The sequence below is a fragment of the Enterococcus dispar ATCC 51266 genome (assembly GCF_000406945.1).
In the GTDB taxonomy this organism is placed as follows: Bacteria; Bacillota; Bacilli; order Lactobacillales; family Enterococcaceae; genus Enterococcus_C; species Enterococcus_C dispar.
Genome location: NZ_KE136354.1, coordinates 1,201,207 through 1,225,506, shown reverse-complemented (window position 1 = coordinate 1,225,506; position 24,300 = coordinate 1,201,207). Strand labels below are relative to the sequence as shown.

The 24,300-nt window shown below is 32.9% G+C and carries 22 protein-coding genes and 1 pseudogene; 21 read left to right on the top strand and 2 right to left on the bottom strand.

The window, feature by feature from the left end; translation table 11 throughout:
• Positions 1 to 5 precede the first annotated feature (5 nt).
• The 16 genes from asnS to RK01_RS05945 all read left to right on the top strand — a co-directional run bounded on the left by asnS (position 6) and on the right by RK01_RS05945 (position 18,102).
• Positions 6 to 1,304 (top strand): asparagine--tRNA ligase, encoded by a 1,299-nt coding sequence (gene asnS / locus RK01_RS06020; protein WP_016172399.1) that lies wholly within the window; start codon positions 6 to 8, stop codon positions 1,302 to 1,304.
• Between the two features lie 275 nt (positions 1,305 to 1,579).
• Positions 1,580 to 1,771, top strand: coding sequence for a hypothetical protein (locus RK01_RS06015; RefSeq protein WP_016172398.1), 192 nt, complete (start codon positions 1,580 to 1,582; stop codon positions 1,769 to 1,771).
• A 191-nt stretch (positions 1,772 to 1,962) separates the two neighbouring features.
• Entirely contained in the window at positions 1,963 to 3,102 is a 1,140-nt protein-coding gene (locus RK01_RS06010; RefSeq protein WP_016172397.1) for a CDP-glycerol glycerophosphotransferase family protein, read from the top strand.
• Positions 3,099 to 3,833: a WecB/TagA/CpsF family glycosyltransferase gene (locus RK01_RS06005; RefSeq protein WP_016172396.1), complete on the top strand. Its 735-nt coding sequence runs from the start codon at positions 3,099 to 3,101 to the stop codon at positions 3,831 to 3,833. The genes RK01_RS06010 and RK01_RS06005 overlap by 4 nt, the downstream gene beginning before the upstream one ends.
• 16 nt (positions 3,834 to 3,849) lie before the next feature.
• Positions 3,850 to 6,246, top strand: a complete 2,397-nt coding sequence (locus RK01_RS06000; RefSeq protein WP_016172395.1) for a CDP-glycerol glycerophosphotransferase family protein — start codon at positions 3,850 to 3,852, stop codon at positions 6,244 to 6,246.
• 29 nt (positions 6,247 to 6,275) lie between these two features.
• Positions 6,276 to 8,669, top strand: a complete 2,394-nt coding sequence (locus tag RK01_RS05995) for a CDP-glycerol glycerophosphotransferase family protein (RefSeq protein ID WP_016172394.1) — start codon at positions 6,276 to 6,278, stop codon at positions 8,667 to 8,669.
• Positions 8,656 to 9,666, top strand: coding sequence for an XcbB/CpsF family capsular polysaccharide biosynthesis protein (locus RK01_RS05990; RefSeq protein ID WP_016172393.1), 1,011 nt, complete (start codon positions 8,656 to 8,658; stop codon positions 9,664 to 9,666). Before RK01_RS05995 ends, RK01_RS05990 begins: the two co-directional genes overlap by 14 nt.
• Positions 9,659 to 11,191 carry a glycosyltransferase family protein gene (locus tag RK01_RS05985; protein ID WP_016172392.1) on the top strand — a complete coding sequence of 511 codons (1,533 nt, stop codon included), beginning with the start codon at positions 9,659 to 9,661 and terminating at the stop codon, positions 11,189 to 11,191. The genes RK01_RS05990 and RK01_RS05985 overlap by 8 nt, the downstream gene beginning before the upstream one ends.
• Before the next feature lie 70 nt (positions 11,192 to 11,261).
• On the top strand, positions 11,262 to 12,683 hold the full coding sequence (mltG, locus tag RK01_RS05980; protein ID WP_016172391.1) for an endolytic transglycosylase MltG: 1,422 nt from the start codon (positions 11,262 to 11,264) through the stop codon (positions 12,681 to 12,683).
• A 106-nt stretch (positions 12,684 to 12,789) separates the two neighbouring features.
• The gene (greA, locus tag RK01_RS05975) at positions 12,790 to 13,269 is read left to right on the top strand and encodes a transcription elongation factor GreA (RefSeq protein WP_016172390.1); all 480 of its coding nucleotides are present in this window, start codon (positions 12,790 to 12,792) and stop codon (positions 13,267 to 13,269) included.
• 333 nt (positions 13,270 to 13,602) lie between these two features.
• Positions 13,603 to 14,334, top strand: a complete 732-nt coding sequence (gene liaF, locus RK01_RS05970; protein WP_016172389.1) for a cell wall-active antibiotics response protein LiaF — start codon at positions 13,603 to 13,605, stop codon at positions 14,332 to 14,334.
• Positions 14,331 to 15,389 (top strand): sensor histidine kinase, encoded by a 1,059-nt coding sequence (locus RK01_RS05965; RefSeq protein ID WP_016172388.1) that lies wholly within the window; start codon positions 14,331 to 14,333, stop codon positions 15,387 to 15,389. The genes liaF and RK01_RS05965 overlap by 4 nt, the downstream gene beginning before the upstream one ends.
• A gap of 53 nt (positions 15,390 to 15,442) precedes the next feature.
• Positions 15,443 to 16,072: a response regulator transcription factor gene (locus tag RK01_RS05960; protein WP_016172387.1), complete on the top strand. Its 630-nt coding sequence runs from the start codon at positions 15,443 to 15,445 to the stop codon at positions 16,070 to 16,072.
• A gap of 100 nt (positions 16,073 to 16,172) precedes the next feature.
• Positions 16,173 to 16,838, top strand: a complete 666-nt coding sequence (locus tag RK01_RS05955; RefSeq protein WP_016172386.1) for a potassium channel family protein — start codon at positions 16,173 to 16,175, stop codon at positions 16,836 to 16,838.
• Positions 16,839 to 16,850: 12 nt separating this feature from the next.
• The gene (locus tag RK01_RS05950; protein ID WP_016172385.1) at positions 16,851 to 17,144 is read left to right on the top strand and encodes a HesB/YadR/YfhF family protein; all 294 of its coding nucleotides are present in this window, start codon (positions 16,851 to 16,853) and stop codon (positions 17,142 to 17,144) included.
• 22 nt (positions 17,145 to 17,166) lie between these two features.
• Positions 17,167 to 18,102, top strand: coding sequence for a glycosyltransferase family 2 protein (locus RK01_RS05945; RefSeq protein ID WP_016172384.1), 936 nt, complete (start codon positions 17,167 to 17,169; stop codon positions 18,100 to 18,102).
• A 253-nt stretch (positions 18,103 to 18,355) separates the two neighbouring features.
• Here RK01_RS05945 and RK01_RS05940 read toward each other — a convergent pair whose 3' ends face one another.
• The gene (locus tag RK01_RS05940; protein ID WP_016172383.1) at positions 18,356 to 19,300 is read right to left on the bottom strand and encodes a phosphoglycerate dehydrogenase; all 945 of its coding nucleotides are present in this window, start codon (positions 19,298 to 19,300) and stop codon (positions 18,356 to 18,358) included.
• Positions 19,301 to 19,389: 89 nt separating this feature from the next.
• Positions 19,390 to 20,199 carry a DUF1189 domain-containing protein gene (locus tag RK01_RS05935; RefSeq protein WP_016172382.1) on the bottom strand — a complete coding sequence of 270 codons (810 nt, stop codon included), beginning with the start codon at positions 20,197 to 20,199 and terminating at the stop codon, positions 19,390 to 19,392.
• A gap of 156 nt (positions 20,200 to 20,355) precedes the next feature.
• Here RK01_RS05935 and RK01_RS05930 point away from each other — a divergent pair, with 156 nt between their 5' ends.
• The 5 genes and pseudogenes from RK01_RS05930 to RK01_RS13715 form a co-directional block, all read left to right on the top strand.
• Positions 20,356 to 20,796, top strand: coding sequence for a GtrA family protein (locus RK01_RS05930; protein ID WP_016172381.1), 441 nt, complete (start codon positions 20,356 to 20,358; stop codon positions 20,794 to 20,796).
• A 99-nt stretch (positions 20,797 to 20,895) separates the two neighbouring features.
• A complete protein-coding gene (locus RK01_RS05925) occupies positions 20,896 to 21,504 on the top strand; it encodes a superoxide dismutase (RefSeq protein ID WP_016172380.1) in 609 nt (202 codons plus the stop codon).
• Positions 21,505 to 21,705: 201 nt separating this feature from the next.
• A pseudogene (gene tnpA, locus RK01_RS05920) lies at positions 21,706 to 22,159 on the top strand (IS200/IS605 family transposase).
• A 167-nt stretch (positions 22,160 to 22,326) separates the two neighbouring features.
• The gene (locus RK01_RS05915; protein ID WP_016172378.1) at positions 22,327 to 22,806 is read left to right on the top strand and encodes a GNAT family N-acetyltransferase; all 480 of its coding nucleotides are present in this window, start codon (positions 22,327 to 22,329) and stop codon (positions 22,804 to 22,806) included.
• A 63-nt stretch (positions 22,807 to 22,869) separates the two neighbouring features.
• A partial coding sequence (locus tag RK01_RS13715) for a GH25 family lysozyme (protein ID WP_016172377.1) occupies positions 22,870 to 24,300 on the top strand: 1,431 nt, incomplete at its 3' end.

The following is a 24,300-nucleotide window of genomic DNA, read 5'->3' as shown; positions in this document are numbered from 1 at the left end:
CACAAGTGGAACAAATTCAAATTATTGATGCAAAAGACCACGTAGGCGAAATTGTTACAATTGGCGCATGGGTCGCTAACAAACGTTCTAGTGGTAAGATTGCTTTCTTACAACTACGAGATGGCACAGCCTATTTCCAAGGTGTTGTTGTGAAAAGTGAAGTACCTGAAGAAGTTTTTCAATTGGCAAAAAATTTAAATCAAGAGACTTCTATTTTATTGACCGGTGAAATTAGAGAAGACAGCCGTTCAAAATTTGGCTACGAAATCGGTGTACAAACTATTGAAGTCATTGGTGAAAGTCATGATTATCCTATTACACCAAAAGAACATGGGACTGACTTTTTGATGGATCATCGCCATTTGTGGTTACGTTCTTCTCGTCAACATGCCATTATGCAAATCCGTAACGAGTTGATTCGGGCTAGCTATGAATTCTTTAATAAAGAAGGCTTTGTTAAAATTGATCCGCCAATTCTAACTGGTTCTGCCCCAGAGGGTACTACTGATTTATTTGAAACAAATTATTTTGATCAAAAAGCCTATCTTTCCCAGTCTGGCCAACTTTATATGGAAGCTGCTGCGATGGCTTTTGGTAAAGTATTTTCGTTTGGTCCAACTTTTCGGGCGGAAAAATCTAAAACACGCCGTCATTTGATTGAATTTTGGATGCTAGAACCAGAAATGGCTTTCATGCACCAAGAAGAAAGTTTAGAAGTGCAAGAACAATATGTGGCCTATTTGGTCCAAAGTGTGTTAGATAATTGCGATTACGCGTTGCATGTTTTAAAACGGGATCGTAGTGTATTAGAAAAATATACACAACTACCTTTCCCACGGATTACTTATGATGATGCGATTAAATTATTACAAGAAAACGGTTTTGAAGACATTGAATGGGGCGATGATTTTGGTTCTCCTCATGAAACTTTTATTGCTAATTCCTTTGATCGTCCAGTGTTCATTTTGAATTATCCAAAAGCAATCAAACCATTTTATATGAAACCACATCCAACTCGTGAAGATTTGGTGATTTGTGCTGATATGATTGCCCCAGAAGGATATGGTGAAATTATTGGCGGCTCTGAACGGGCAACTGATTATGAATATCTTTTAGAACAAATTCGTGCTCATGGTTTAGATGAAAAAGAATATTCTTGGTATTTAGATTTGCGGAAATATGGTTCTGTGCCACATTCTGGTTTTGGTTTAGGGCTGGAAAGAACAGTTACCTGGTTATCTGGCATTGAACATGTACGAGAAGCTATTCCATTCCCGCGCTTATTAAATCGAATTTATCCATAAATAAGAAAACTGTCGCTAGTAATTTGCGACAGTTTTTTATTTTGCCAATTTCTTGTTGGCAAGACAGCGCTACATAAAGATTATTATTTTATTTTGGTAGAATAAACTTAAAAACAAAATTGGTATATATGTATATACAAGTTAAAATAATTGGTATAAAGCGAATTTGATTTGATTAAATTGCAAAAGGTATGTTATTATGAAGGCAACGCAAGGAAAGAAAAGGGGTTATGAAAGTGATAACAGAAAACTCAATTTTGTTAGGAAAACAGTATATGATCCAACCGAAAGGATTTCATCGTGCGATTTTGGCAACAGCCACAAAAGTAGACAATGACAGCATTATTTTTAAAGTCGATCATTGTGAGCTTTGTGACCGCGATAAAGTATCACAGGACAATCCCTATGTGAAAGCTACCAGCTATGATGTTAAGCGTGCTGTTGGTGAAAATTGTTTCTTTAGTTAATTTGAATACTCCGTAATGTCGTAGTCCATTGTGACTACGACATTTTTTTATTTTAACATCCTCTTTGTTTTGAGAAATTAAGAGAAAGACTTGTCGAAAATGGATAATCTTAATATGACAGTTTGTTTACAATTATTTTCAATCATGGGCTTTTCATGTACAATAGACAATAGTGTGAAAAAGGAGTAATTATGAAAACAATCAGCTCAACGGCAAAGAATAGTTATCTAAAATTAATAAGTCTATTAAGCCAGCGCAAAGCGCCAAAAAAGAAAATTGTATTTTTGCTGAGTTTTCCGACGACTAGCAATATTATCCTTGATTTTCTGGCACCTTATTTCAAACATGAGCTAGTGATTGGTTACACTGGTAATAGTGAAAAAGTTGCGCAGTCTTATAAAAAATTTGGTTGTACGTCTTATTCATTGGCTACACAAAAAATTTTTAGTAGTAATATTGTCGCATTAACAAAAAATGCTGATGTTGTATTATGTGATAACTATTTTGCCTTTTTAGCAGGTATTATATTTCCTAAAACGACAGCTGTGATTCAATTGTGGCATGCAGATGGTGCTGCCAAGTTGTTTGGCTTGGCAGCAAACTATACAAAAATGGCAAGTAATGCCGATAAAGAACGCTATAAGGCCGTTTATCAACGTTTTACCCATTATGTTATCGGTTCTAAAAAGATGAAGACTATTTTTGAAACCAACTACCAAAGTAATGATGCGAAATTTTTACCTTTTGGTTATCTCCCAACCGATATATATTTTGATAGGGAGTTGAAAAGACAAAATAAAAAACAATTTGTAGCAAAATTTGGAACGAAAAAGACTTTACTTTATGCGCCAACTTATCGAGAAAACTATGCGACACCACTGTTGGATTTTGCAACATTAAGCAAAAAATTAGGCAAAGAATGGCAATTACTTGCTCATGCTCATCCTCATGATAAAGAGTTGCAAGCAAGAATTGCAACCTCTGAAAATGTGGTAACCGATTTTGATTCATTATCTTTACAGGCGTTATTACAAAATGTGGATTGTTTAATATCAGATTATTCTTCGGTTCCCTTTGAATATGCTTTAGCAAATCCTTGTGGAAAATTGATTTATTACTGTCCAGATATTGAGCGGTATACTGAAACAGTTGGACTACAGGAAAATTTTAACGAAGGGTTAGAAAAAGTTTTCATTACAAATGAAACAAATTTAGTGAACATGATTTTAGATTATCCTTATAAAAATTTAGAGGATTTCAATAATATATGGAATACATATAATACAGGAAATGCCCACAAACAATTGATAGGATGGATTGAAAACAAATGAGGGAAATGATTCTGGGATTACCCGTTGATCCAATTACGTATGGTGATATCATAGCGGATGTGCCGAACTTTTTAGCAAATAAGCAGAAAATGAGTATTATCAGTGTGAACCCGCAAATTGCGCTAGAAGCGAAGAAATATCCTGCTATAATGGAATTACTTGAAAAAAGTAGTCATCGCATTCCTGATGGCATCGGAATTGTTTTGGTTTCGAAAATGACCGGTGGCAAAATCAAAGAGCGAGTCGCTGGCTTTGATTTGATGGTAAAACTTTTGCAATATGCTAATAAAACTCAAAAAAAGTGTTTTTTTTATGGTGCTAAACCAGAAGTCTTAAAGGATGCAATCAAAAATATTCAAAAAGATTATCCTAACTTAATAGTCGCAGGTAGTATCGACGGGTACACAAAAATGACAGATAGTGAAATTGTTGCCCAGATGAATTCTGTACAGCCAGATTTTGTTTTTGTTGCATTAGGTTTTCCGCGCCAAGAACTTTGGTTGGCAGAAAACATATCAATTGTAAACAGCTATGTTTTTCAAGATGTGGGCGGTAGTTTTGACGTTTTAAGTGGTCACGTGAAGCGCGCACCAGATTTCTTTATTACGACACATCTAGAATGGCTGTATCGGTCATTAAGCAACCCCACAAGAATTGGTCGCATCATACAGCTGCCAGTTTTTGTGGTAAAAAGTTTGTGGTGGAAGATGAGGAATGGGGGAAGAGACTAATTTATAGTCAAATACGATGAAAATTGGAATTATTGGTTATGATATTTTTGGTACAGGCGGAACAAAACGGAGTAATTTGAATTTAATTAATGAATTTTCTATACACGGCGATGAGATTGCATTTTTTAACTTACTTCCATTTAGTACAAAACAAGTTAAAAATATTCAAAGTGAACTGGAGAAGCCTAAAAATATTTCATTCTATTCACTGCAACAATTTCCAAAAGTTGCTGCGTGTAACTGCTATATATTAACTCGGGAAAGTTTATTCAGTTTTGCTCGTTATATCAAGTTTAAGTGGCCCAAGGCAGTCGTGGTAGGAGAAGTTCATGCTCCACTAGATTTAATTGAGCCTGAATTAGACTTAGGAAGTGAGGCAATTGATGTCTATCGTGTTGCTACAGAAAAGATAAAAATGAGATTTATGGAACGTATGAATCTAAATAATGTCATTTCATTTCCAATTAGTGCCAGACATATTGATTTTTCTGTAAAAGAAATTCAGTGTAATTATCAATCTCTTAATTTCGTTATTTATTCACGTTTTGATGAGCGTCAAAAAGATATTAGCTACGCGATAAAGTTAGTTGACTATATGGTTCATGGTCTTGGAAAGAATAAAATAAAATTATTTTTAAATGGAACAGGAAAGAGTGAAAAGTTTTATCGCAATTTAGTTACTTTCTATAAGCTAACAGATCATATTTTTATTAATCAAACACTTCCAAAAGATTATATTTATCTTTCAACTGCACGGTTTGAAACATTGGGGTACTCCATTATGGAGGCATTCGCATCTGGAAACCGAATAGCTTTATATCGTGGAGACGATGGTTCATTAGCTGAAATATACAAAGGTTTTGATTCTGTGTGTTGGTTAAATAAGAATTTGGTAGACGATTCACATGCGTTATTACAATTTTATAATAAAGATATTTCAAAAGTGGAAGAGAATTTTTTTCATGATCTAACCTTGGCAAAAGAAATTCTTGATACGAAAAATTATGCTTCTGATTATATAACCAAAGTTATAAACGCTCCTTTTTCAAAAAAGAAGAATCAAGAAAAAATTGAATTTAGTAGAATCTTAGAACAAGTGAAGAAACAAAGTAGTTTCAGCCAGAATAATTTTGTAACAAATTTTTATTTAAAAATGAAATATGCCCCTTTGATTGGGAAAATAGTTGGAAATCCTATTATTAAAGACTCTGCAAAAAAAATGTTGCGCTATTTACGCCGTTCAAATCAAACGGTTGATGTGAACGAAATGTCCGCTGAACTTATGGAAGACTTTTTCTTTATAGAGTCTTTTCATGGTAAATCCTTTGCTGGAGACCCAAAGTATATTGCATTAGAATTAAAGAAAAATTTTCCTGAGGCGTTTATTTATGTTAGCTCGGCTGACGAGTGGGTAGATATGGAAATTATGGATTATGGATTTAAACCAGTACGTATTGGTAGCCCACAGTATGTGGATAAATTTCGTAAGTCTACCTACGTTTTTATGAATGGTAATTCTTTGGATAAAACCGGAAAAGTCAGAGGCCAAAAGTTTATTCAAACGTGGCATGGGTTTCCTTTGAAAAGAATGGTTGCTGATTTAAATGACTTAACACAACGGCGGATAGAAAGCCAAGCCTTTCTTCCTCGGATGAAAAAATGGGATTATCTACTTTCATCGTCAAAAAAGAATACAGAGTTACTAAAAAGTGCTTTTATGCTAAATGAGAATCATGATTTAAGAATAATGGAGTATGGTGCTCCTAGAAACACGTATCTTATTAAACATAAAGATGATGAAACCGAGAGAATACGGTTAATTACTAAGTATTTTATGAGACCTTATGACTCTACGAAAAAATATGTGTTATATTGTCCGACATGGCGTAAAGACAAAAGAAGCGCAGTAGCTACTATGGATTTTAAAAAACTGATTTCACTATTACCTAATAATTATGAAATAATTATTAAACTACATCCGCTTGAGTCGAATTTAGTTGCTCAATACAGAAACTTAGATGAACGTATTCATTGTTTTCCAAATGAAATATCTGACATTCAAGAATTATTTTTATTAAGTGATATGTTAATAACAGATTATTCATCGGCAATGTTTGATTATGCTCATTTGAATAAAAAAATTATTGTATTTCAAGAAGATTTGAATGAGTACGACAGTCAAATAGGATGGTATTTCGATATAGAGGAACTAATTGATATACATCCTCAAGGATATAATGAAGTCTCATTATCCAGAGAAATTTTAAAGTTGGATAATGATAATATGGAATTATATAACAAAAAAATTATAGACGTATTTCTTAATGAAGATGCAAGTAACTCTACCAACCAGTTGTTTGATGAGCTTTTTGAAACTAAAAGTATTGCTGTGTCTAACAATAGGTTAATTTAATGAATATTTAAAGTATTAAGTAGGGGGGAGTGGCATTTTTTGCCAATATATATATGAAAATTGGAATAATTGGTTTTAATATTTTTGGTGTGGGCGGTACTAGCCGTAGTAATATCAATTTGATACAAGAATTACAACAGGAAGATTGTGACATTGTTTTCTTTAATACTAGTAATTTTTCAGAAGAAGACATAAAGGAACTAGTTAATAGAGAGTCACTTGGAAGAAATGTGTCATTTAGAAATATAAATGATGTTCTGTCTGGCGAAGCCTTAGATAGTTACATACTGACCAGAGAATCTTTGTTTGTATTAGCAAGAGCACTAAAGAAGACGTATCCAAATAGTAAAATTATTGGGGAAGTTCATGCGCCAATTTATAATGTTGAAATAGGATCAGATTTTGCCGCGGATGCTGTCGATATTTATCGTGTTTCAACAATTAATACTGCCAAATTACTAAAACAAAAACTTGGCAAAGACAATGTGATTCCTTTTTCAATTAGTATTCGTCATGTATTTTTTGTAAATGAAATTAAAGACAAACCAAGTAAACCCACTAATTTTTTTATCTTCTCTCGGTTTGATGAAACTTCTAAAGATATTGCGTACGCGATATCTTTAATGCGGTATTTGGTAAAAGAAAAACGTATGACTAACTACAAGCTTTTCATAAACGGACAAGGGATAGCGAGAGTTTTATATAAAAATCTTATTAATGCTTATGGTTTAAATGATAATGTATTTATTAACTATGAACCACCCACTAATTATATATATTTGAGTACTTCAAGAGCAGAAACTTTCGGTTACTCAATTATGGAAGCCTTGGGTCAAGGAATGCCCGCAATTTTATATCCTGGTGACGATGGTGTTTTAAAAGAGATTTACGGGGACCTTGAAAACGTGGCATGGTTGACCAAAGATATTAAAGCAGATGCACAAACTGTGATTCAGTTTGTGGAACTACCTTGGTTAGACCGAAAATATCAGCATGATTTACAATACATTAAAACAAACTGTATTACGAAAAACTATGGACGTGAGTATATTGATAAGATAATAAAAAGTGATTATACAACTAGTTTTGATGGTGATGTAAATGCTTCGGAAATTGTAAATGAAATTTATACCTCACATTTAGTAAATAAAACTTTATGGGGAAGGCTTATTAAAAGAGGAAACCGAAATCCCTATTTTAGAAGATTTGTAAAAAGTAAAAAGTTACAAAAATATTCCTTAAAAATTACCAACTTTTTGAAAAAAAACACTACTCATTCTGAAAATTCTATAGTAGAGGAAACGATAAAGAATGATTATGTTTTTATCGAATCCTTTCATGGCAAAAATTTTTCTGGGGATCCTAAGTATATAGCACTTGCAATAAAGAAACGTTATCCAGACACCAAAATATTTGTTAGCTCTGTTAATCAGTTGGTAGATATGGAAATATATAAATATCACTTTATTCCAATTAGAACAGGAAGTAATAGATATGTATCTATTTTTCGTAAATCTCATTTAGTTATTGTAAATGGTAATACTCTTGATAAGGTGGGTAAACGAGAGGGTCAAATATTCTTCCAAACATGGCACGGATTCCCACTGAAGAAAATGGTCGCTGATTTGGCCGATGTAAAAGAAAAGCAAAAACAGTTGAAAGCATTTCAACCCCGGATGATGAAATGGGACTATTTATTAAGTAGTTCCCCAAGGAATACCAGATATATTACAAGTGCATTTCAATTGGAAAAAAATTCGAATTTAAAAATCTTGGAAATTGGTGCCCCTAAGAATACTTATTTAATAGAAAATAATATTAATTTTAATGAAATCGAGCGATTACATCTGAAATACTTCGGAACTGAACCAAATGGATCCAAGTATGTTTTGTATTGCCCTACTTGGCGTCAAGAAAAACGTGATGACCTATCCAATCTTGATTTAAAAAAATTGATTAGTCTATTACCGACAAATTATCATTTGATTGTTAAACTTCATCCTAATGAAGCTTATTTACGGCGACATTATGCTAATCTTGATTCGCGTATCCATTGCTTCTATAATGACATTACAGACATTCAGGAGCTTTATTTGCTTTCTGAAACACTAATTACAGATTATTCTTCTGCTATGTTTGATTTTGCCCATACTAGAAAAAAAATTGTCGTTTTACAAGAAGATAAGCAACAATACGCTCAAAATATCGGTTGGTATTTTGATTTAGAAGATCTAACGGGATTAATCGGTAAATCATATACAGAAGAAGAATTGGTTAGAGAGATAATTGAACCTGAAATGGATTTTTATGATGAAATTATTTGTGATGTTTTAATGAGTAATGATACAGAAAACTCTACCAATGAGTTGATGAAAATTTTAGCGGAAGATGTTTTTATGGAGGAAAAGAATGGAAATTGTTAAGAGTAATCAGAGTAATCAACTTTTTAATAAAATTTTTAAGCGTACAAAAATTTATGGGATAAATGATAAAATTGACTTCTCACAAGAAAAGATTGGCATTGAATTGGATGAGTACTATAACTTGTTAAAAAGTGCAACGTTAAATCAACAATCTGCTAATGTCCTTAGAAAGTTAAATGAAAATGGCTATGTTTTATATTGGTATAAAAAGAAAATTAGCTATTTTGTAAAAAAAGATAAAGTAAACACTATTTGGCAAAGAAATGATTTATTGCAGCTTGGAGACTTTCTTTTTACGATAAATGAACCAGAAGATTTTAGTAAGTCTGCAGATAACAACTTAATTGTTGTATTTTCTTCGTATCCTAGTAAACGTACAGATATTCTAAGTTCGAAAATTACAAGACGCATTTTTCCTGACTTTTTTTCTAATATAGATAATTACATTATAGGAAATTCAGTTGTACTTCGTATTATGGATAGCAATGGTCTATACGGAAGTGCATATATGAATACTGAAACTAATACAGAAATTGAAACAAATGTTCAAAATATAATTTCTGAAGTTAAAGAACAATATGGGATTGGATCAAATAAAACAATCTTGACAGGAAGCCATAAGGGAGCCATAGCTGCGCTGTATCATTCGTATCTTGGTAATTATGTAAGTGTAGTTTGCGATCCTCAAGCAGAATTTGAGACTTTAACCGAAGATGATGAATTAGACGTACTAGTTTCATACATGCCTAAAATTGATATCGAGAAGAAGTTCAGTAGTTTTGAAAAACAAGACAAGAGGTTTGTGATATATACTAAAGATAATATTATGACTATAAAAGAAGAAATGAATAAGTTGGCTACTACAATTATTTTTCCTTATAATTTTTTTGACGAAAATGGAAACATGGGGCGTAATGTAAAGCTAGAAATAAGCATCTTCTTAAATAAATTAATTCATGAAGAAATAAAATCATGTGAGGAGAATATCGATGAATAAAGGAAAATTTGAAAGTTATATAATGAACATATTTCAGATGATTTTTCTTCTCGCTATTATTTGGATAATAATTCTAAATATTGGGTTTAATCTTTTTAATATGCCCAGTGTACTCTTTCTTCAAGTATTAGCCTTGGTGTTGATTGGATATGTTATTAGTTCATATTTAAAGATAAACATAAAACATAAAAAAGGTAGAAAAAAAAGAAATTTTACGAAATGTAAGTTGAAAATCGTTAATAAGTTAATGCTTTTTGCCTTATTTCTTTTAATTTTTTTTATCATTGCCTCGATAGGACTATCATTAAGGGTTGGACTAGAAAATTGGGATTTTGCAACTGTTTATACAAGCGCGTTTGAATATGCAAAAACTGGAAATCTAACACGAGTCGATTATTTTGGTAACTATCCTAACAATGATTTTATTTTTTTCATTGTGTATAATCTCTGTAAACTAATGTTCCTTTTTCACCCTTCCGTTGGAGTTGAAGATGGTTACAAATTTATGATAATTATAAATTCCTTGATTATAACAATCAGTATTTTTATGATTGGTAAAACTGCAAAAAGAGAATGGAAATTAAAGAATATGTTTTTACCTTTATTTTTATTGACTACGATGTTTCCTATCTTATTCTTCAGTGAATTTCTTTATACTGATACTTTGGGCTTGTTTTTTATTAGTACTATATGTTATTTAGTATCACGTTATAAATCAGATTACAAAAAAATATCGATATTATTTTGTATAGCTATATTTTGTGCTCTCGGCTATAAAATAAAAGCTTTTGCAATTATTATATTTGTTGCTTTGATAATAAGTATAATTGTAAAAAAAATATCTGAAAAAAATTTTTTGATAAAAACTGGGTTAACTTTGGGTGCTTCATTTTTCAGTATTTTAATTTTAATGAACCTATTTTTTTCTTGGTTTATGCCCATTACTAATAGTGAACGAGAAAAATTTGAAATTCCTCTTGCACATTGGGTAGCAATGGGACTAAATACAAAAACAAATGGAGGTTTTTTTATTGATGATTTGATCAAAACAAGATCAATTGATGGATATAAAGAAAAAGAAAAAAATTCTAAGACTGTAATAAAAGAAAGAGTTCGCAGTTTTGGAAAACAAGATTTATTCCAATTTTTGTTTGTCAAAAAAATGAGTAGAACATGGACTTCGGGAGATATGTTCACAGATTTATATGCACTTTGGGGTACCAAAAATAATAGTGGATTTCTGCAGAAAAAAATGAAAGATAAAAGTTTTGAACGATATTTTCAATTTATATGGGGAATGTTTTTAATTATAGTTCTTATTAGCGGCTTTTTTATACCTAAGGGGAACATTTTTGAATGGACGATGCAGATTTCGATAATAGGATTAATAATATTTTTGACGCTTTGGGAAACAAATCCTAGATATTTATATTGTTTTATTCCTGTTTTCTATCATACATTCTTCAACAGTATTATGAGAATTAGAGAATCGATTTTATCAAGAAATTTGAATATATTAAATTAAGCATTTTACTCCTTCTTACTTTCGTGTATAATGGTACAAGCTAGTATCATGAGAGTAAGGAGGAGTTGTTTTGTCTAAACAACATCCAGAAGAAGAATCTTTCAAAGACAAGATTTTAAATTCGTTAAATAACTCAGATGAGGGAACTTCAAAGGAAAAAAGAAGTTCAAATCGTCAAGGCCAACAAAATAAAAATAGTCAATCAAAGAACCAAAGAGAGCGTTTAAATGTATCCCAAGAATCAGTCGGTTCAAGAAGAAGTAGTGGCGCAAAGGACAGTTTCCAAAATACAAAAAAAGAATCTACTGAAAAGAAAAAAGCGCCAGTAAAAAAGAAACCTAAAAATGAAAAAATGAGTAATGCTACAAAACCAACGCTTAGTGTCTCTGCAGATGAAATGCAACGACGCAAGATGCGGCAAAAAGAAGATCGGATTGTTAGTAAAATAGTGACAGTCGTCGTGCTCGCTTTGCTAGTAATTGGTGGTATTCTGGGATTTTCTGTGTATCGCTACGTTTCCAGCAGCTTACAGCCGTTAGATCCGGATAATAAAAAGACTGTTGCTGTAGAAATACCAAGTGGATCCTCGAATAAGCAAATTGGGGAGATTTTACAAGAAGATAAAGTAATTAAAAGTGGTATGGTGTTTAACTACTATACAAAATTTAATAATCTAACCGGTTTTCAAGCCGGAAGTTATCATTTTTCACCTTCGATGTCTTTAGATGACATTAGTAAGAATTTGCAAGGCGGCGGTGCTGGAACTGCGGGTGCTGATGCCAAATTGACGATCCCTGAGGGTGTTGATATTGATAAAATTGGCGATATTATTGCCAAAGATACCAAAATTAAAAAATCTGATTTTCTTGATTTAATGAAAAATGAAGATTTCTTTAAAAAAATGCAAGAAAAATATCCAGATCTTTTAACAAGCGCTGCTAAAGCTAAAGGTGTTCGTTATCGTTTAGAAGGTTATTTGTTCCCAGCCACATATGATTACTATAAAACATCATCTTTAGAAGATATTGTGACACAAATGATTGATAAAACGAATACGGTTATGTCTGCATATTATGATACGATTAAGCAAAAAAATATGGATGTACAAGAGGTTATAACACTTGCGTCCTTAGTGGAAAAAGAAGGCGTAACAGAAACTGACCGTAAAAAAATTGCTCAAGTTTTCTTTAACCGGATTGCAGCAGGGATGCCACTACAATCAGATATCTCAATACTATATGCGCTAGGTGAACATAAAGAAAAAGTTTATAATAAAGATTTACAAGTGGATTCACCTTATAACTTGTATACGAATACTGGTTATGGTCCTGGGCCATTTGATAGTCCAAGTGAACAATCAATTAAGGCAGTCCTAGATCCAACTGCCAACAATTATTATTACTTTGTAGCAGATATTAAAACTGGTAAAGTTTATTACGCTGAAACTTATGAAGAACATTTGGCTTTAGTCGAAAAATATGTCAATAATTAGATTATTGTCATTTACATTTTAAAAAAAGCATGGTAACCTTTTCGATATTAATTGCGAAAAGGTTACTATTTGCGATTTTAGAGTTGAAAATGAAGGAGAATTTACCATGGTAGAAAAAGTTTATCCAATGACAGTTGAAGGTAAAGAAAAATTAGAACAAGAATTAGAAGAATTAAAAACAGTAAAACGTGGCGAAATTATTGAACGAATTAAAATTGCCCGTGGTTTTGGTGATTTATCTGAGAACTCTGAATATGAATCTGCTAAAGATGAACAAGCTTTTGTAGAAGGCCGGATCACTACTTTAGAAAATATGATTCGTTTTGCCCAAATTATTGATAATGACGGCGTGGATACTGATGAAGTCTCTCTTGGAAAAAAAGTTACTTTTATCGAACAACCAGATGGAGATGAAGAAGAATATACAATTGTTGGAAGTGCCGAATCAGATCCGTTTTCTGGTAAAATCTCTAACGATTCTCCAATTGCGCAAGCATTAATTGGGAAAAAAGTTGGCGAAGAAGTAACAATTCAAACCCCTGGTGGGAGTATGTTAGTGAAAATAACAAAAGTGGAACAAGCTTAATAAAAGCCGGTGAAACTTTTCCAAAAGCAATATAATTATTGAAAGTTTTAGAGTATAGTAAAAGCCAGTTTAAGAACCGTATCACGGGATTCTTAAACTGGCTTTTACTTTCTAAAATAGTTTTCTATTGGAAAAAAATTTTCAAAGTTGTTAAAAAAACAATAAATAAAAAATTTCCGAGTTTTAGTAGCTAAATTCATCAATTTTTTCATTCTAAAGTCTGATTTTATTTCATTCCTTTTTCGGTATGATAAAATAGAAATGTTGTGGAAAATAAAAATAGAAATTTAAAGATAAAATTTTGAGAAATATATTTTGTAGGAGGTGGTAAATTTGAAAAGTCCATGGCGTTTTTTTCTTGTAGTTGAAGCGTTATTGTTTCTTTATGCATTATGGCAGATTTTCAACAGTCCGCCTTTATTATTATTGCTAATTTTTGGCGTGCTATGCTTATACGCAACATCTCGTACAAAAAAAAGAGGCCGCAGAACGAATTTTTGGTTAATTGTTGGCGGACTTGCTGTATTTATTAGCTTATTAAATAATCCTGCTGTTTGGTTGATGTTGGTATTTGGTGTTTTATTTGTTGGCTTAAAAGGGGTAGAGCTGACAGGAATTGATTTAACAAAAAATGCTTTTTGGAAGAAAAAACAGATGGTTATGGTAGAAACTACAGTTCCTAGCTTACATCCTAATAAAAGAGAGCGCCAAAATTTGTTTGGCAATGAGAGAATTGGCAATCAAGTCTTTGAGTGGGATGATATTAATATTAATATGCTTTCCGGGGATACGATTATTGATTTAGGGAATACAATTTTACCAAAACGGGATAATATTATTATGTTGCGAAAAGGCTTTGGAAGAACAAGAATTTTAGTTCCCTTAGGAATTGGGATTGCAATCGAACATGGCAGCTTTATTGGCAATGTAACTTTTGTAGGGGAACAAACTACACTAAGAAGTGAAAGAATTACGGTATACAGTGAAGATTATGATACGAGTGAACGTCGGATTAAAATTCTATCGAGTACCTTAATTGGTGATATTGAGGTGATTCGTGTATGATGGCAAAAATCTCAAAAGGAATGATTGCACTTTATACCGGTATTGCGATTTTTATTACCTTGATTTTGGTTTTATTTTCTTATCTTCATGCCAATAACGTCAAAAATTGGTGGTTAGTTTCTCTTCAAACGCGAATTTTCTTTTTACCTTTGATATTTTATATCTTAGCTATATCTATTGGTTTTGGCGTTGTCACATATATCTTAATTTCTCTATTTCGTAAGAGTTCTTATGGTGGCGTGGAAGAAAAGCTAAGATTATTAGTAGCCGGCAATTATGATTCTGACTTAGTCGGTGAACCGCTATCACATTCTAAAGAAAACCATTATTTAACTGCTATTGATCAAGATATTACCCAAATTGGTCGAAAATTAAACGAATTGTCCACTGAACTGCAAGTTTTAAATAGTCGTCCACAATTAATGGACGGACAAACTAAAGAAGAAATTTTGGAAATTGAACGGCATCGGCTAGCCCGTGAGCTACATGATTCTGTTTCACAACAACTATTTGCAGCGATGATGATGTTATCGGCTTTAAATGAACAAGCAAAAAAAATGGAACTTCCGCTTCCTCAGCAGAAACAATTGCAAATGGTATCAGATATTATCAATGCTTCACAATCGGAAATGCGCGCATTACTCTTGCACTTACGCCCGGTTAGTCTAGAAGGAAAAAGCTTGAAGATGGGAATAGAGCAGCTATTAAAGGAGTTGCAGTCCAAAATAAAAATCAAATTGAAATGGGAAGCTGAAGAAATCATTTTGGCGCCCACGATTGAAGATCAACTTTTTCGGATTGTCCAAGAATTACTATCTAATACTTTACGACATGCTAAAGCAGAGGAATTGGAAGTATACTTGCACAAAGTAGGACAAAATGTCTTGTTACGGGTGATCGATGATGGTGTTGGCTTTGATACAGGCGAGCAAAATGCTGGTAGTTATGGTTTAATGAATATTAAAGAGCGGGTAGCAAGTGTTGGGGGTACATGCAAAATTATTAGTTTTAAAGGACAAGGAACAAGTGTGGAAATAAAAATTCCCATTGTCTAGTATGTAAAATGCAATACTGAAAAATAGGATTTTGTTTGAAGGAGGATGTGGGTGTGATTAAAGTTTTACTTGTAGATGATCACGAAATGGTGCGGTTAGGTGTTTCTTCGTATTTATCTATTCAAGAGGATATAGAAGTTGTTGGAGAAGCCGAAAATGGTCAAATTGGCTATGAGAAGGCGTTGGAATTAAAACCAGATGTCATTTTAATGGATTTAGTGATGGATGTTATGGATGGCATTGAGTCGACAAAAGCCATTTTAAAAGCTTGGCCAGAAGCCAAAATTTTGATTGTCACAAGTTTTATTGACGACGAAAAAGTTTATCCGGCTATTGAAGCTGGGGCATCTGGCTACTTACTTAAGACTTCTACAGCACATGAAATTGCGGATGCCATTCGTGCTACGTATCGTGGAGAACGAATTTTAGAACCGGAAGTTACCAGTAAAATGATGAATCGTTTAACGAATAAAACACCAATTTTACATGAAGATTTAACGAACCGAGAACGGGAGATTTTATTATTGGTTGCTCAAGGGAAAAGTAATCAAGAGATTGCCGATGAACTTTTTATCACTTTAAAAACGGTGAAAACACATGTGTCCAATATTTTATCCAAATTAGAAGTAGAAGATCGCACGCAAGCTACTATCTATGCTTTTAAACACGGCTTAGCTAAATAGAAAAAAACCTCTTCGATAGCACAACGAAGGGGTCTTTGTTATACTAGCTTCATAAGTTGAAGCCACTGATTTTTTTAATATGTGAGATGAGGAGAATAAAATGAAACAAAATTATGCCATTATTGGCTTGGGACGTTTTGGTGGTAGTATTTGTCGTACTTTAATTGAATCCGGTCAAGAAGTACTAGCCATTGACAGCAGTGAAGACCGGGTAAATGAATATATGAATATTGCAACCCATGCAGTTGTGGGAAATGCACAAGATGAAATGACTTTACGATCATTAGGGATTCGAAATTTTGATCATGTCATTGTAGCAATTGGAGAAGATATTCAAGCGAGCATTCTGGTAACATTAATGGTCAAAGAAATGGGTGTGCCAAATGTTTTAGCTAAAGCACAAAATGAATATCACGCGCGTGTATTAGAAAAAATTGGAGCGGATCGCGTGGTGCACCCAGAACGGGATATGGGTGTGCGGATCGCGCATAATTTAGTTTCTAAAAATATTTTAGATTATGTTGAATTATCTGATGATTATTCTTTAGCAGAAATTCGCGTAACCAATCCAAAATTTTATGATAAAACGTTAGCCGATTTGAATTTTCGCCAAAATTTTGGTTTAACGGTAGTAGGAATTCGACGGGTTAATGGCAAAGTAATTGTTTCACCTACTGCTGATGAAATTGTTTTAAAAAATGATAATTTATTAGTAATTGGGGAAACCGATGATGTCGATATTTTAGACGAAAAAATGAATGATTAGTGAGGGATATTGATGAAAATAACAATAACACCAAAAGCAGCACAATGGTTTAAAAATGAATTAACAGTTGAATCTGAAATGGGTGTTCGTTTTTATGGAAAAGTTTATGGGAATACCCAAGTCCATGAAGGTTTTTCGGTGGGGATGTCAGTTGATACACCAGAAAATCCCATTGCAAAAACAACTGCAGATGGAATTTTATTTTATGCTGATGAGGCAGATGAATGGTTTTTCAAAGGGTATGATTTGACAGTCGATTTAGATGAAAAATTAAATGAGCCCAAGTATTTATTTCATGAAGAATAAAATTTAGTAGGAGCCTAAGTGGATGCTTTTATCGGTGATTGTACCTTGTTTTAACGAAGAAAAAAGTTTACCTTATTTTTTTAAAGAAATGAAAAAAATAGAGGGAAATTTACCACTAGAAGTGGAATATATTTTAATTGATGATGGATCTACTGATCAAACACTGCGATTATTGAAGCAGCAGTCACAAGAGAGACCTCAAAAAATACATTATTTTTCCTTTTCTCGTAATTTCGGTAAAGAGGCGGCGATTTATGCCGGTCTACAAAACGCCAAAGGAGATTATGTCACTTTGATGGATGCTGATCTGCAAGATCCACCGCAGTTGTTAGTTAAAATGTATGATTTGTTAATTGACCATAATTTGGATTGTGTTGCTACCAGAAGAAAAAATCGCGATGGGGAACCAAAAATCAGAAGTCTCTTTGCCCGCCTGTTTTATCGTTTGATGAATAAAATTGGTGATACTGAACTTGTACCTGGTGTACGGGATTTTCGATTGATGACGCGAAAAATGGTGGATGCAGTTTTACAAATTACGGAATATAACCGATTTTCAAAAGGAATTTTTAGTTGGGTAGGTTTTAACACAGAATATATTGCATATGAAAACGTGGAACGCATCGCGGGGAAAACATCTTGGTCTTTTTGGCAACTCTTGAAATATTCGATTGATGGTATTGTCAATTTTTCGGATTTACCATTAAATATTGCTTCTTTTGTAGGGGCGTTTTCTTGTTTGGGTTCTGGTATTGCTTTAATTTTTATTGTGGTACGGGCATTGCTATTTGGAGATCCAACAAGTGGTTGGCCTTCCATGGTTTCCATTTTTCTATTTGTGGGTGGCTTACAGTTGCTTTGCTTAGGAATTATCGGCAAATATATTGGTAAAATATTTTTAGAAACAAAAAAAAGACCTCATTACTTAGTAAAAGAATCAGATCAGGATAATCGCTAAAACCTTCGTGGGTAGTTAAAGAATAACTTCTTAACTATCCACGGAGATTTTTATTTTTTGTAAGGGGATTGGATGATTGGCCCAAGAAATAAAGCCGATATAACAGGATATCAATGTCTAACTGTACGAATATACATACTCTGGCAATAAGTCAAAATATTGAAAAATTCAAATGTAATTATCAAGATTTCGTCTTGTTGCTTAAGAGTTGAGTGATTCTGTTTAGCTTTTCTAGGACAAAATATTCCCGAATTTAATAACCTTTTGTCAAGTCTACATGATTTTTTGTAACAGTTTGATTAGTAACAAAGGATGCTAGATTTTGTAAAAAAATTGTCATAAATTTATCTTGAAAATGTGGTACCATTCCAGCAATATGAGGCGTAATTAAAATATTATCTAAATCCCACAAAGGGCTACTTAGAGGAAGTGGTTCTTCTTCAAAAACATCTAATGCTGCATAAGCGATTAACCTTCTTTGTAAAGCTGAAGTTAAGGCTGTTGTATCAACACTAGCTCCTCGCCCTACATTAATAAAAGTTGCAGTTTGATTCATCGCATTAAAAAAATCAGCATCATATAAATGGTAAGTTTCATCCGTTAAAGGTAGAATATTTATTACAAAATCAAACTGATCAACGATTGTTTTTAATTTTGAAATAGCAACGGTTTTTTCAAAATTTTCTACTTTATGGCCAGTTGTATTAACACCTACTGGTTGATTGCCCAGTAGTTTCAAAGTCTTAGCAAGTTCTTGCCCAATTTGACCAGTGCCCACAATCAGAATTTTTTGTTCTTCTAACTTGCCATAAAAAATATTGTGCGTCCATTTTTTATGGCGTTGACCGATTATAGCTTCATTAAAGCCACGCAGCCGCATCAAAATAGTCGTTAGCACATGTTCACTGATAGCTTCTTTGTGGATGCCTTTTGCGTTAGTTAATAAAATTTTGTGTGTTTTAAATTCTTGCAGCGGGAGATAATCCACACCGGCGGAAATACTTTGTACCCATCTCAGACTGGTCTGCTTTGATAATAGTTGCGTCCATTCGTTTTGCCAACCAATTGTGATTTTAACGTTTTGCCAATCTTCTGCTGATCTAACCTTAGTAATGAGCTGATACTGAGGAGCTATCTCTTTAATTTTATCAAGATGTTCCGTTTTAAAAGGACGGGTGGATAAGATAAATTTTGTCATGACAATCTCTCCTTTATTGATTAGCTGTTACTATTGTATCAAAGGTATATTAAAAAGACTCTTTTCAAACTTTGAAAAGAGTCTCAGGTCTAGTCTGATTTTTTTTCTTTACGTGTCATTCCCTTTGTTACCTGATTGTAAATAAACAAGGTTGCGATCAAAATAAACATTGTACTATCAAAATTCATGGTAATAAAGTGAATCACTGCCGTTAAAATAACGGGTAAAGTTGCGGCAAAAACAACAATTTTAAAATTTTCAAAACTACTTAATTGAGTACGTCGCATCTTTGTTTGTAGTGTAGCTCCCAGAGTAGCAAATAGTAAAGTCACCAATAAATTGATTACGCTTGGATAAAGAGAAACTAAAAAGGCAACAAGATACATCCACCAAGGAATCTTGGTTTTTTCTAAGTATTCGCGGATATGTTCGCCATCTAAAGATTTTAGCGCAGCTTCAGAATATGGAATAACTAATTGATTATCTCCTAAAAGTGCCGTACTTGCTCCAGTACTTGGCATCGCAACAACTAAACGGTCTTTTAAAAGACCGATGCTTAAAAAATTTCCTACCATATCGGTTGTAATATCTTTTTCGGTCCGTTTTCCTTCAGGATCAAAAGTAAAAATAATCGAATCTGTTTGATAGATGAATCCTTTTTCATTGGAATTTACCGGGTTAAGTTGGTTGTTTTCAATAGTAAAATCAGGTAATTTAGCGGCAATTTTTTGGCCATCTTGTTGAATATCGTGGAATACGCTACTTACTTTATAGGCAAGAGGTAGAGTAAGAATACCACCCAGAATAAAAATATAACCAATTACCTTACCAAATGGTAATTTTTTTGCTTCCAGTAATTGTTGAAACTGAAAAAAAGAACTTTTAATTAATGATAACATTCAGAGCAGGACTCCTTTTATAAGTATTCAATCCATTCTATCGAAGGTCTAGGGCTTTTACAAGGAGAATTGATTAAATATATTCGAAATTGCTAGAATAGAAGGTGATTTTTGTGTATGATAAAAAACGAAATGAACAAGTAAGGGAGTAATTTTGTGAATTACTATTTGAAATTTAGAAACGAATTAGAAAAAAGACATTTATGGGAAGTTTTTATTTATTTATTTTTTGGCGGTTTAACCACGCTTGTAAATATAATAATCTATTTTATTTTTAGAGAAGGAATAAAAACAAACTATGTTATCGCAAATATTGTTGCTAATGCGGTGGCAATAGTATTTGCTTTTATCACTAATAAGATATGGGTATTTCATTCGAAAACGAAGGATATAAAAGAATTAATTATAGAATTTAGTAAATTTGTATTTTATCGATTACTATCTTTTGGATTAGATATGATTTCTATGGTGATTTTTATTGATATATTACAAACTGGTGATTTACTGGCGAAGTTATTTACCCAAGTATTGGTTGTCATTGCAAACTATCTTTTTAGTAAATTATTTATTTTTAAGCCAAAAGATAAGATAATGTAAATGTTGCTCAAATTCAGTAAAACGAGGCATATTTTTTGAATAATTAACTTTTCTCTGATAGTGTTTACATTGTAAATAACATTTAGGAGGAGTTCAAAAATGGCTTATACTTTACCAGAATTACCTTATGCATTTGACGCATTGGAACCTTATATCGACGTGGAGACAATGCACTTACACCACGATAAACATCACAACACATATGTAACAAATTTAAACGCTGCTTTGGAAAAATATCCTGAACTAGCAGAAAAAAGTGTGGAAGAATTAATTGCCTATATGGATGAAATTCCTGCTGATATTCGTACTGCTGTTCAAAATAATGGTGGTGGACATGCAAACCATACATTCTTTTGGGAAATTATGGCACCAAATGCTGGTGGAACGCCAACTGGAGCTTTAAAGGATGCTATTGACGAAACATTTGGTTCTTTTGAAGATTTCAAAAGTGAATTTAAAACTGCTGCGACAGGACGTTTCGGTTCTGGTTGGGCATGGTTAGTGGTAAATAACGGTAAATTATCTATCATGTCAACTGCGAACCAAGATTCACCATTAATGGAAGGCAAAACTCCCATTATCGGTTTAGATGTTTGGGAACATGCTTATTATCTAAAATATAAAAATGTGCGTCCTGATTATATTGCAGCTTTCTGGGAAGTTGTTAATTGGGATAAAGCAAACGAACACTTTGAAAATGTGAAGTAATTAGTCTAAACTGTGGTGAAGGGAAACTTTCATCACAGTTTTTTTATTATTGTCTTTAGACCTAGTTGAACTCGCAAAGCGAGTGAAACATAAAACCACCTGCTATGCAGGTGGGGAATCAATGGTTCTACCAAAAAGCCCTTCATATCGTTAAAATATGATTGTTCAGGTCATATTGATAACGAAAGGAAGGGATAAGAAATGGCTAATAAAGCAAATAGTTTAGCCCATACAAAGTGGCTATGTAAATACCACATTGTATTCACACCAAAGTATAGAAGAAAAATCATCTATAATCAATATCGAGCAAGCATTCAAGAGATTATTAAACAGTTATGTAAATATAAGGGGGGAAATATTAGAAGGGCATATGATGCCAGATCACGTTCATCTGTTATTGAGTATTCCACCAAAAATGAGTGTGTCCAGTTTTATGGGCTATCTCAAAGGAAAAAGCGCGTTAATGATTTTTGACAAACATGCAAATTTAAAATATAAGTTTGGAAATCGACATTTTTGGGCAGAAGGCTATTATGTAAGTACAGTGGGACTGAATGAAGCGACCATAAGAAAATACATTCAAGAACAAGAGAAACGTGATATAGCACTAGATAAATTGAGTGTTCGAGAATATGAAGACCCTTTTAAGGGTTAGAGAGTAATACAATCACCTTTTTAAAGGTGAGCAAAAGTGGCAAAGGCAATATGGCTTGAACATGAAATGAGAAAGCCAGCGTCTTTAGGCGCTGGCCGGTGTAAAGGGCTTATAGCCCTAGTGCAAACCACCCTTTTGAAGGGTGGTTATGATTTGGGGGAGATAATTTGAAAAAGAAAAAGGTTGAAACAAAACAAGAAATTACAGCATTATATCCAGTCATTGTCGAAATTTGGCAAGAATGGTTTACGCCAATTATTGGAGCGGAACAAGTGAATTTTATGTTACACAATTATCAATCCAAAGAAAACATTGCAATTGAAATAAAAAATGGTGTCCATTATTTTGCATTAGTATTAGTTGATGAAATTATTGGTTACACAGCTTATGAAATAAGAAAAGATGTCATTTATATTAGTAAACTTTACATCAAAAAAGAATTTCGTGGTCAAGGTTTAATGCGAGAAATTTTTGATTGGTATGATATTTTAAGTGAAGAGTTAGGTTTGAAGCAACAATTGCGAGTGAATCGAGATAACATGCATTCTATTGCAGTTTACCAACATCGTGGCTTTAAAATTGTTAACACACAAGACGATGAAATTGGAAACGGATTTATTATGAATGATTACATTTTGGAAAAGTAGTTTATTTTCGAGAACCAGTTTATGATAAAATGAAGTATCGATTACAGAATATGGAGAAGAAGAATGAAAAAAATTATTTATAATTTATTACTGTTTTGTTGCGTACTAGCTTGTTGCATTGTAGGAAATAATGTGTATGCTGATGATTTTGGGTTAGATATTGCAAGTGATCCAATACAACAGCGTTTAGACAAATCAAATAAAGAGATGAATCAACAGTCACTAATATCACCTAAACTATTTACTACTATGAAAGATACATATTTTTGGGCAACAGATAATTCTTTGCCCAACAAGGATTTTATTGATATTTCATCGTGGAATGAATATATTTCCGTAAATCATTATCAACAGATGAAAAATTATGGCTTGCGTGGAGTCGTAGTAAAATTGACTGAGGGTACTTACTATCAGAACAAAACGTATATGGCTTCTCAAATAAGTAATGCTAAAGCTGCTGGACTAACGGTTTCTGTCTATCATTATAGTAAGTTTAAAAACAGTCAAGAAGCGATTTCAGAAGCAAACTTTTTTGCAAGTACTGCTGACTCTTTAAATCTTTCGAAAAATACAGTCATGGTTAATGATATTGAAGATTATACTGTCGAGGGAACAACAATAACTAATAATTCGCAAACTTTTGCGAAACAATTAAATTCAAGAGGATATAAAAATGTTATTCATTATACATCAGCAAGTTGGGTTTGGGGACCAAATCCGAAACTCGATTCTCAAAAAATTGGAAATAATAATTTGTGGATAGCACAATATCCTGTAAATCCAAGTAAAAATAATTTGTTGAATTCTGCTTATACAGCATGGCAATGGGCTTCAAATTTTAAATATCCAAATGTTAGTACAGGAATCGGAACTTTTGATATTAACATTGATTATAGAGGTCGCTTTACAGGTAAAACATATGATTCTATTAATAAATCGTATGAAACTGATTTTTCTATTCAAGTTAAAGATAAAAGCTTATCTTCTAAACACGGAGTATGGTCGGATATCTACAATACACGAGAAGGAATAATAAACTATGGAAATGCAGGACAATTTGCTGGTCGAACGGGGAATGTCCTAGAAGTTGCAGTGACTAATCGTTCTACTTACTGGAAAGTTATTTTTGATCAGAAAATAGTGTGGATTGATAAAGATGCCTTTAATTTGAATTTGGATAAAGTTGTTAATACCAGTCCAGTAAACTATACACTTGTAGTTAAAAATTCTACTCTAGCTAGACAATTTTCTATTTGGACTGAGCCTTACCGCACATCCTCAACAAATGAGTCCTTAGAGAATGCGGGTAAATATGGAGGAGAGAAATTTAATGTAACTAGCAAGGTATTGACTAGTAGTGGTGGTACTTATTATAAAATTGAAATGATTGATGGAAAGGTTGGTTGGTTAGATGCGAAGGCATTTAATGAACCAGTTCTATCAAGTGACAGTACGAGTTATAGAGCGGAGATACGAAATGATGCAGTAAAACAG

Coding starts and splice junctions, on each gene's coding strand:
- RK01_RS05955 (WP_016172386.1), top strand. CDS start 16,173: ATGAAACAAAATTATGCCATTATTGGCTTGGGACGTTTTGGTGGTAGT.
- RK01_RS05925 (WP_016172380.1), top strand. CDS start 20,896: ATGGCTTATACTTTACCAGAATTACCTTATGCATTTGACGCATTGGAA.
- RK01_RS05950 (WP_016172385.1), top strand. CDS start 16,851: ATGAAAATAACAATAACACCAAAAGCAGCACAATGGTTTAAAAATGAA.
- RK01_RS05990 (WP_016172393.1), top strand. CDS start 8,656: ATGGAAATTGTTAAGAGTAATCAGAGTAATCAACTTTTTAATAAAATT.
- RK01_RS05985 (WP_016172392.1), top strand. CDS start 9,659: ATGAATAAAGGAAAATTTGAAAGTTATATAATGAACATATTTCAGATG.
- RK01_RS05935 (WP_016172382.1), bottom strand. CDS start 20,199: ATGTTATCATTAATTAAAAGTTCTTTTTTTCAGTTTCAACAATTACTG.
- RK01_RS05965 (WP_016172388.1), top strand. CDS start 14,331: ATGATGGCAAAAATCTCAAAAGGAATGATTGCACTTTATACCGGTATT.
- greA (WP_016172390.1), top strand. CDS start 12,790: ATGGTAGAAAAAGTTTATCCAATGACAGTTGAAGGTAAAGAAAAATTA.
- RK01_RS05940 (WP_016172383.1), bottom strand. CDS start 19,300: ATGACAAAATTTATCTTATCCACCCGTCCTTTTAAAACGGAACATCTT.
- RK01_RS06000 (WP_016172395.1), top strand. CDS start 3,850: ATGAAAATTGGAATTATTGGTTATGATATTTTTGGTACAGGCGGAACA.
- RK01_RS06010 (WP_016172397.1), top strand. CDS start 1,963: ATGAAAACAATCAGCTCAACGGCAAAGAATAGTTATCTAAAATTAATA.
- RK01_RS05945 (WP_016172384.1), top strand. CDS start 17,167: ATGCTTTTATCGGTGATTGTACCTTGTTTTAACGAAGAAAAAAGTTTA.
- RK01_RS06015 (WP_016172398.1), top strand. CDS start 1,580: ATGATCCAACCGAAAGGATTTCATCGTGCGATTTTGGCAACAGCCACA.
- RK01_RS06005 (WP_016172396.1), top strand. CDS start 3,099: ATGAGGGAAATGATTCTGGGATTACCCGTTGATCCAATTACGTATGGT.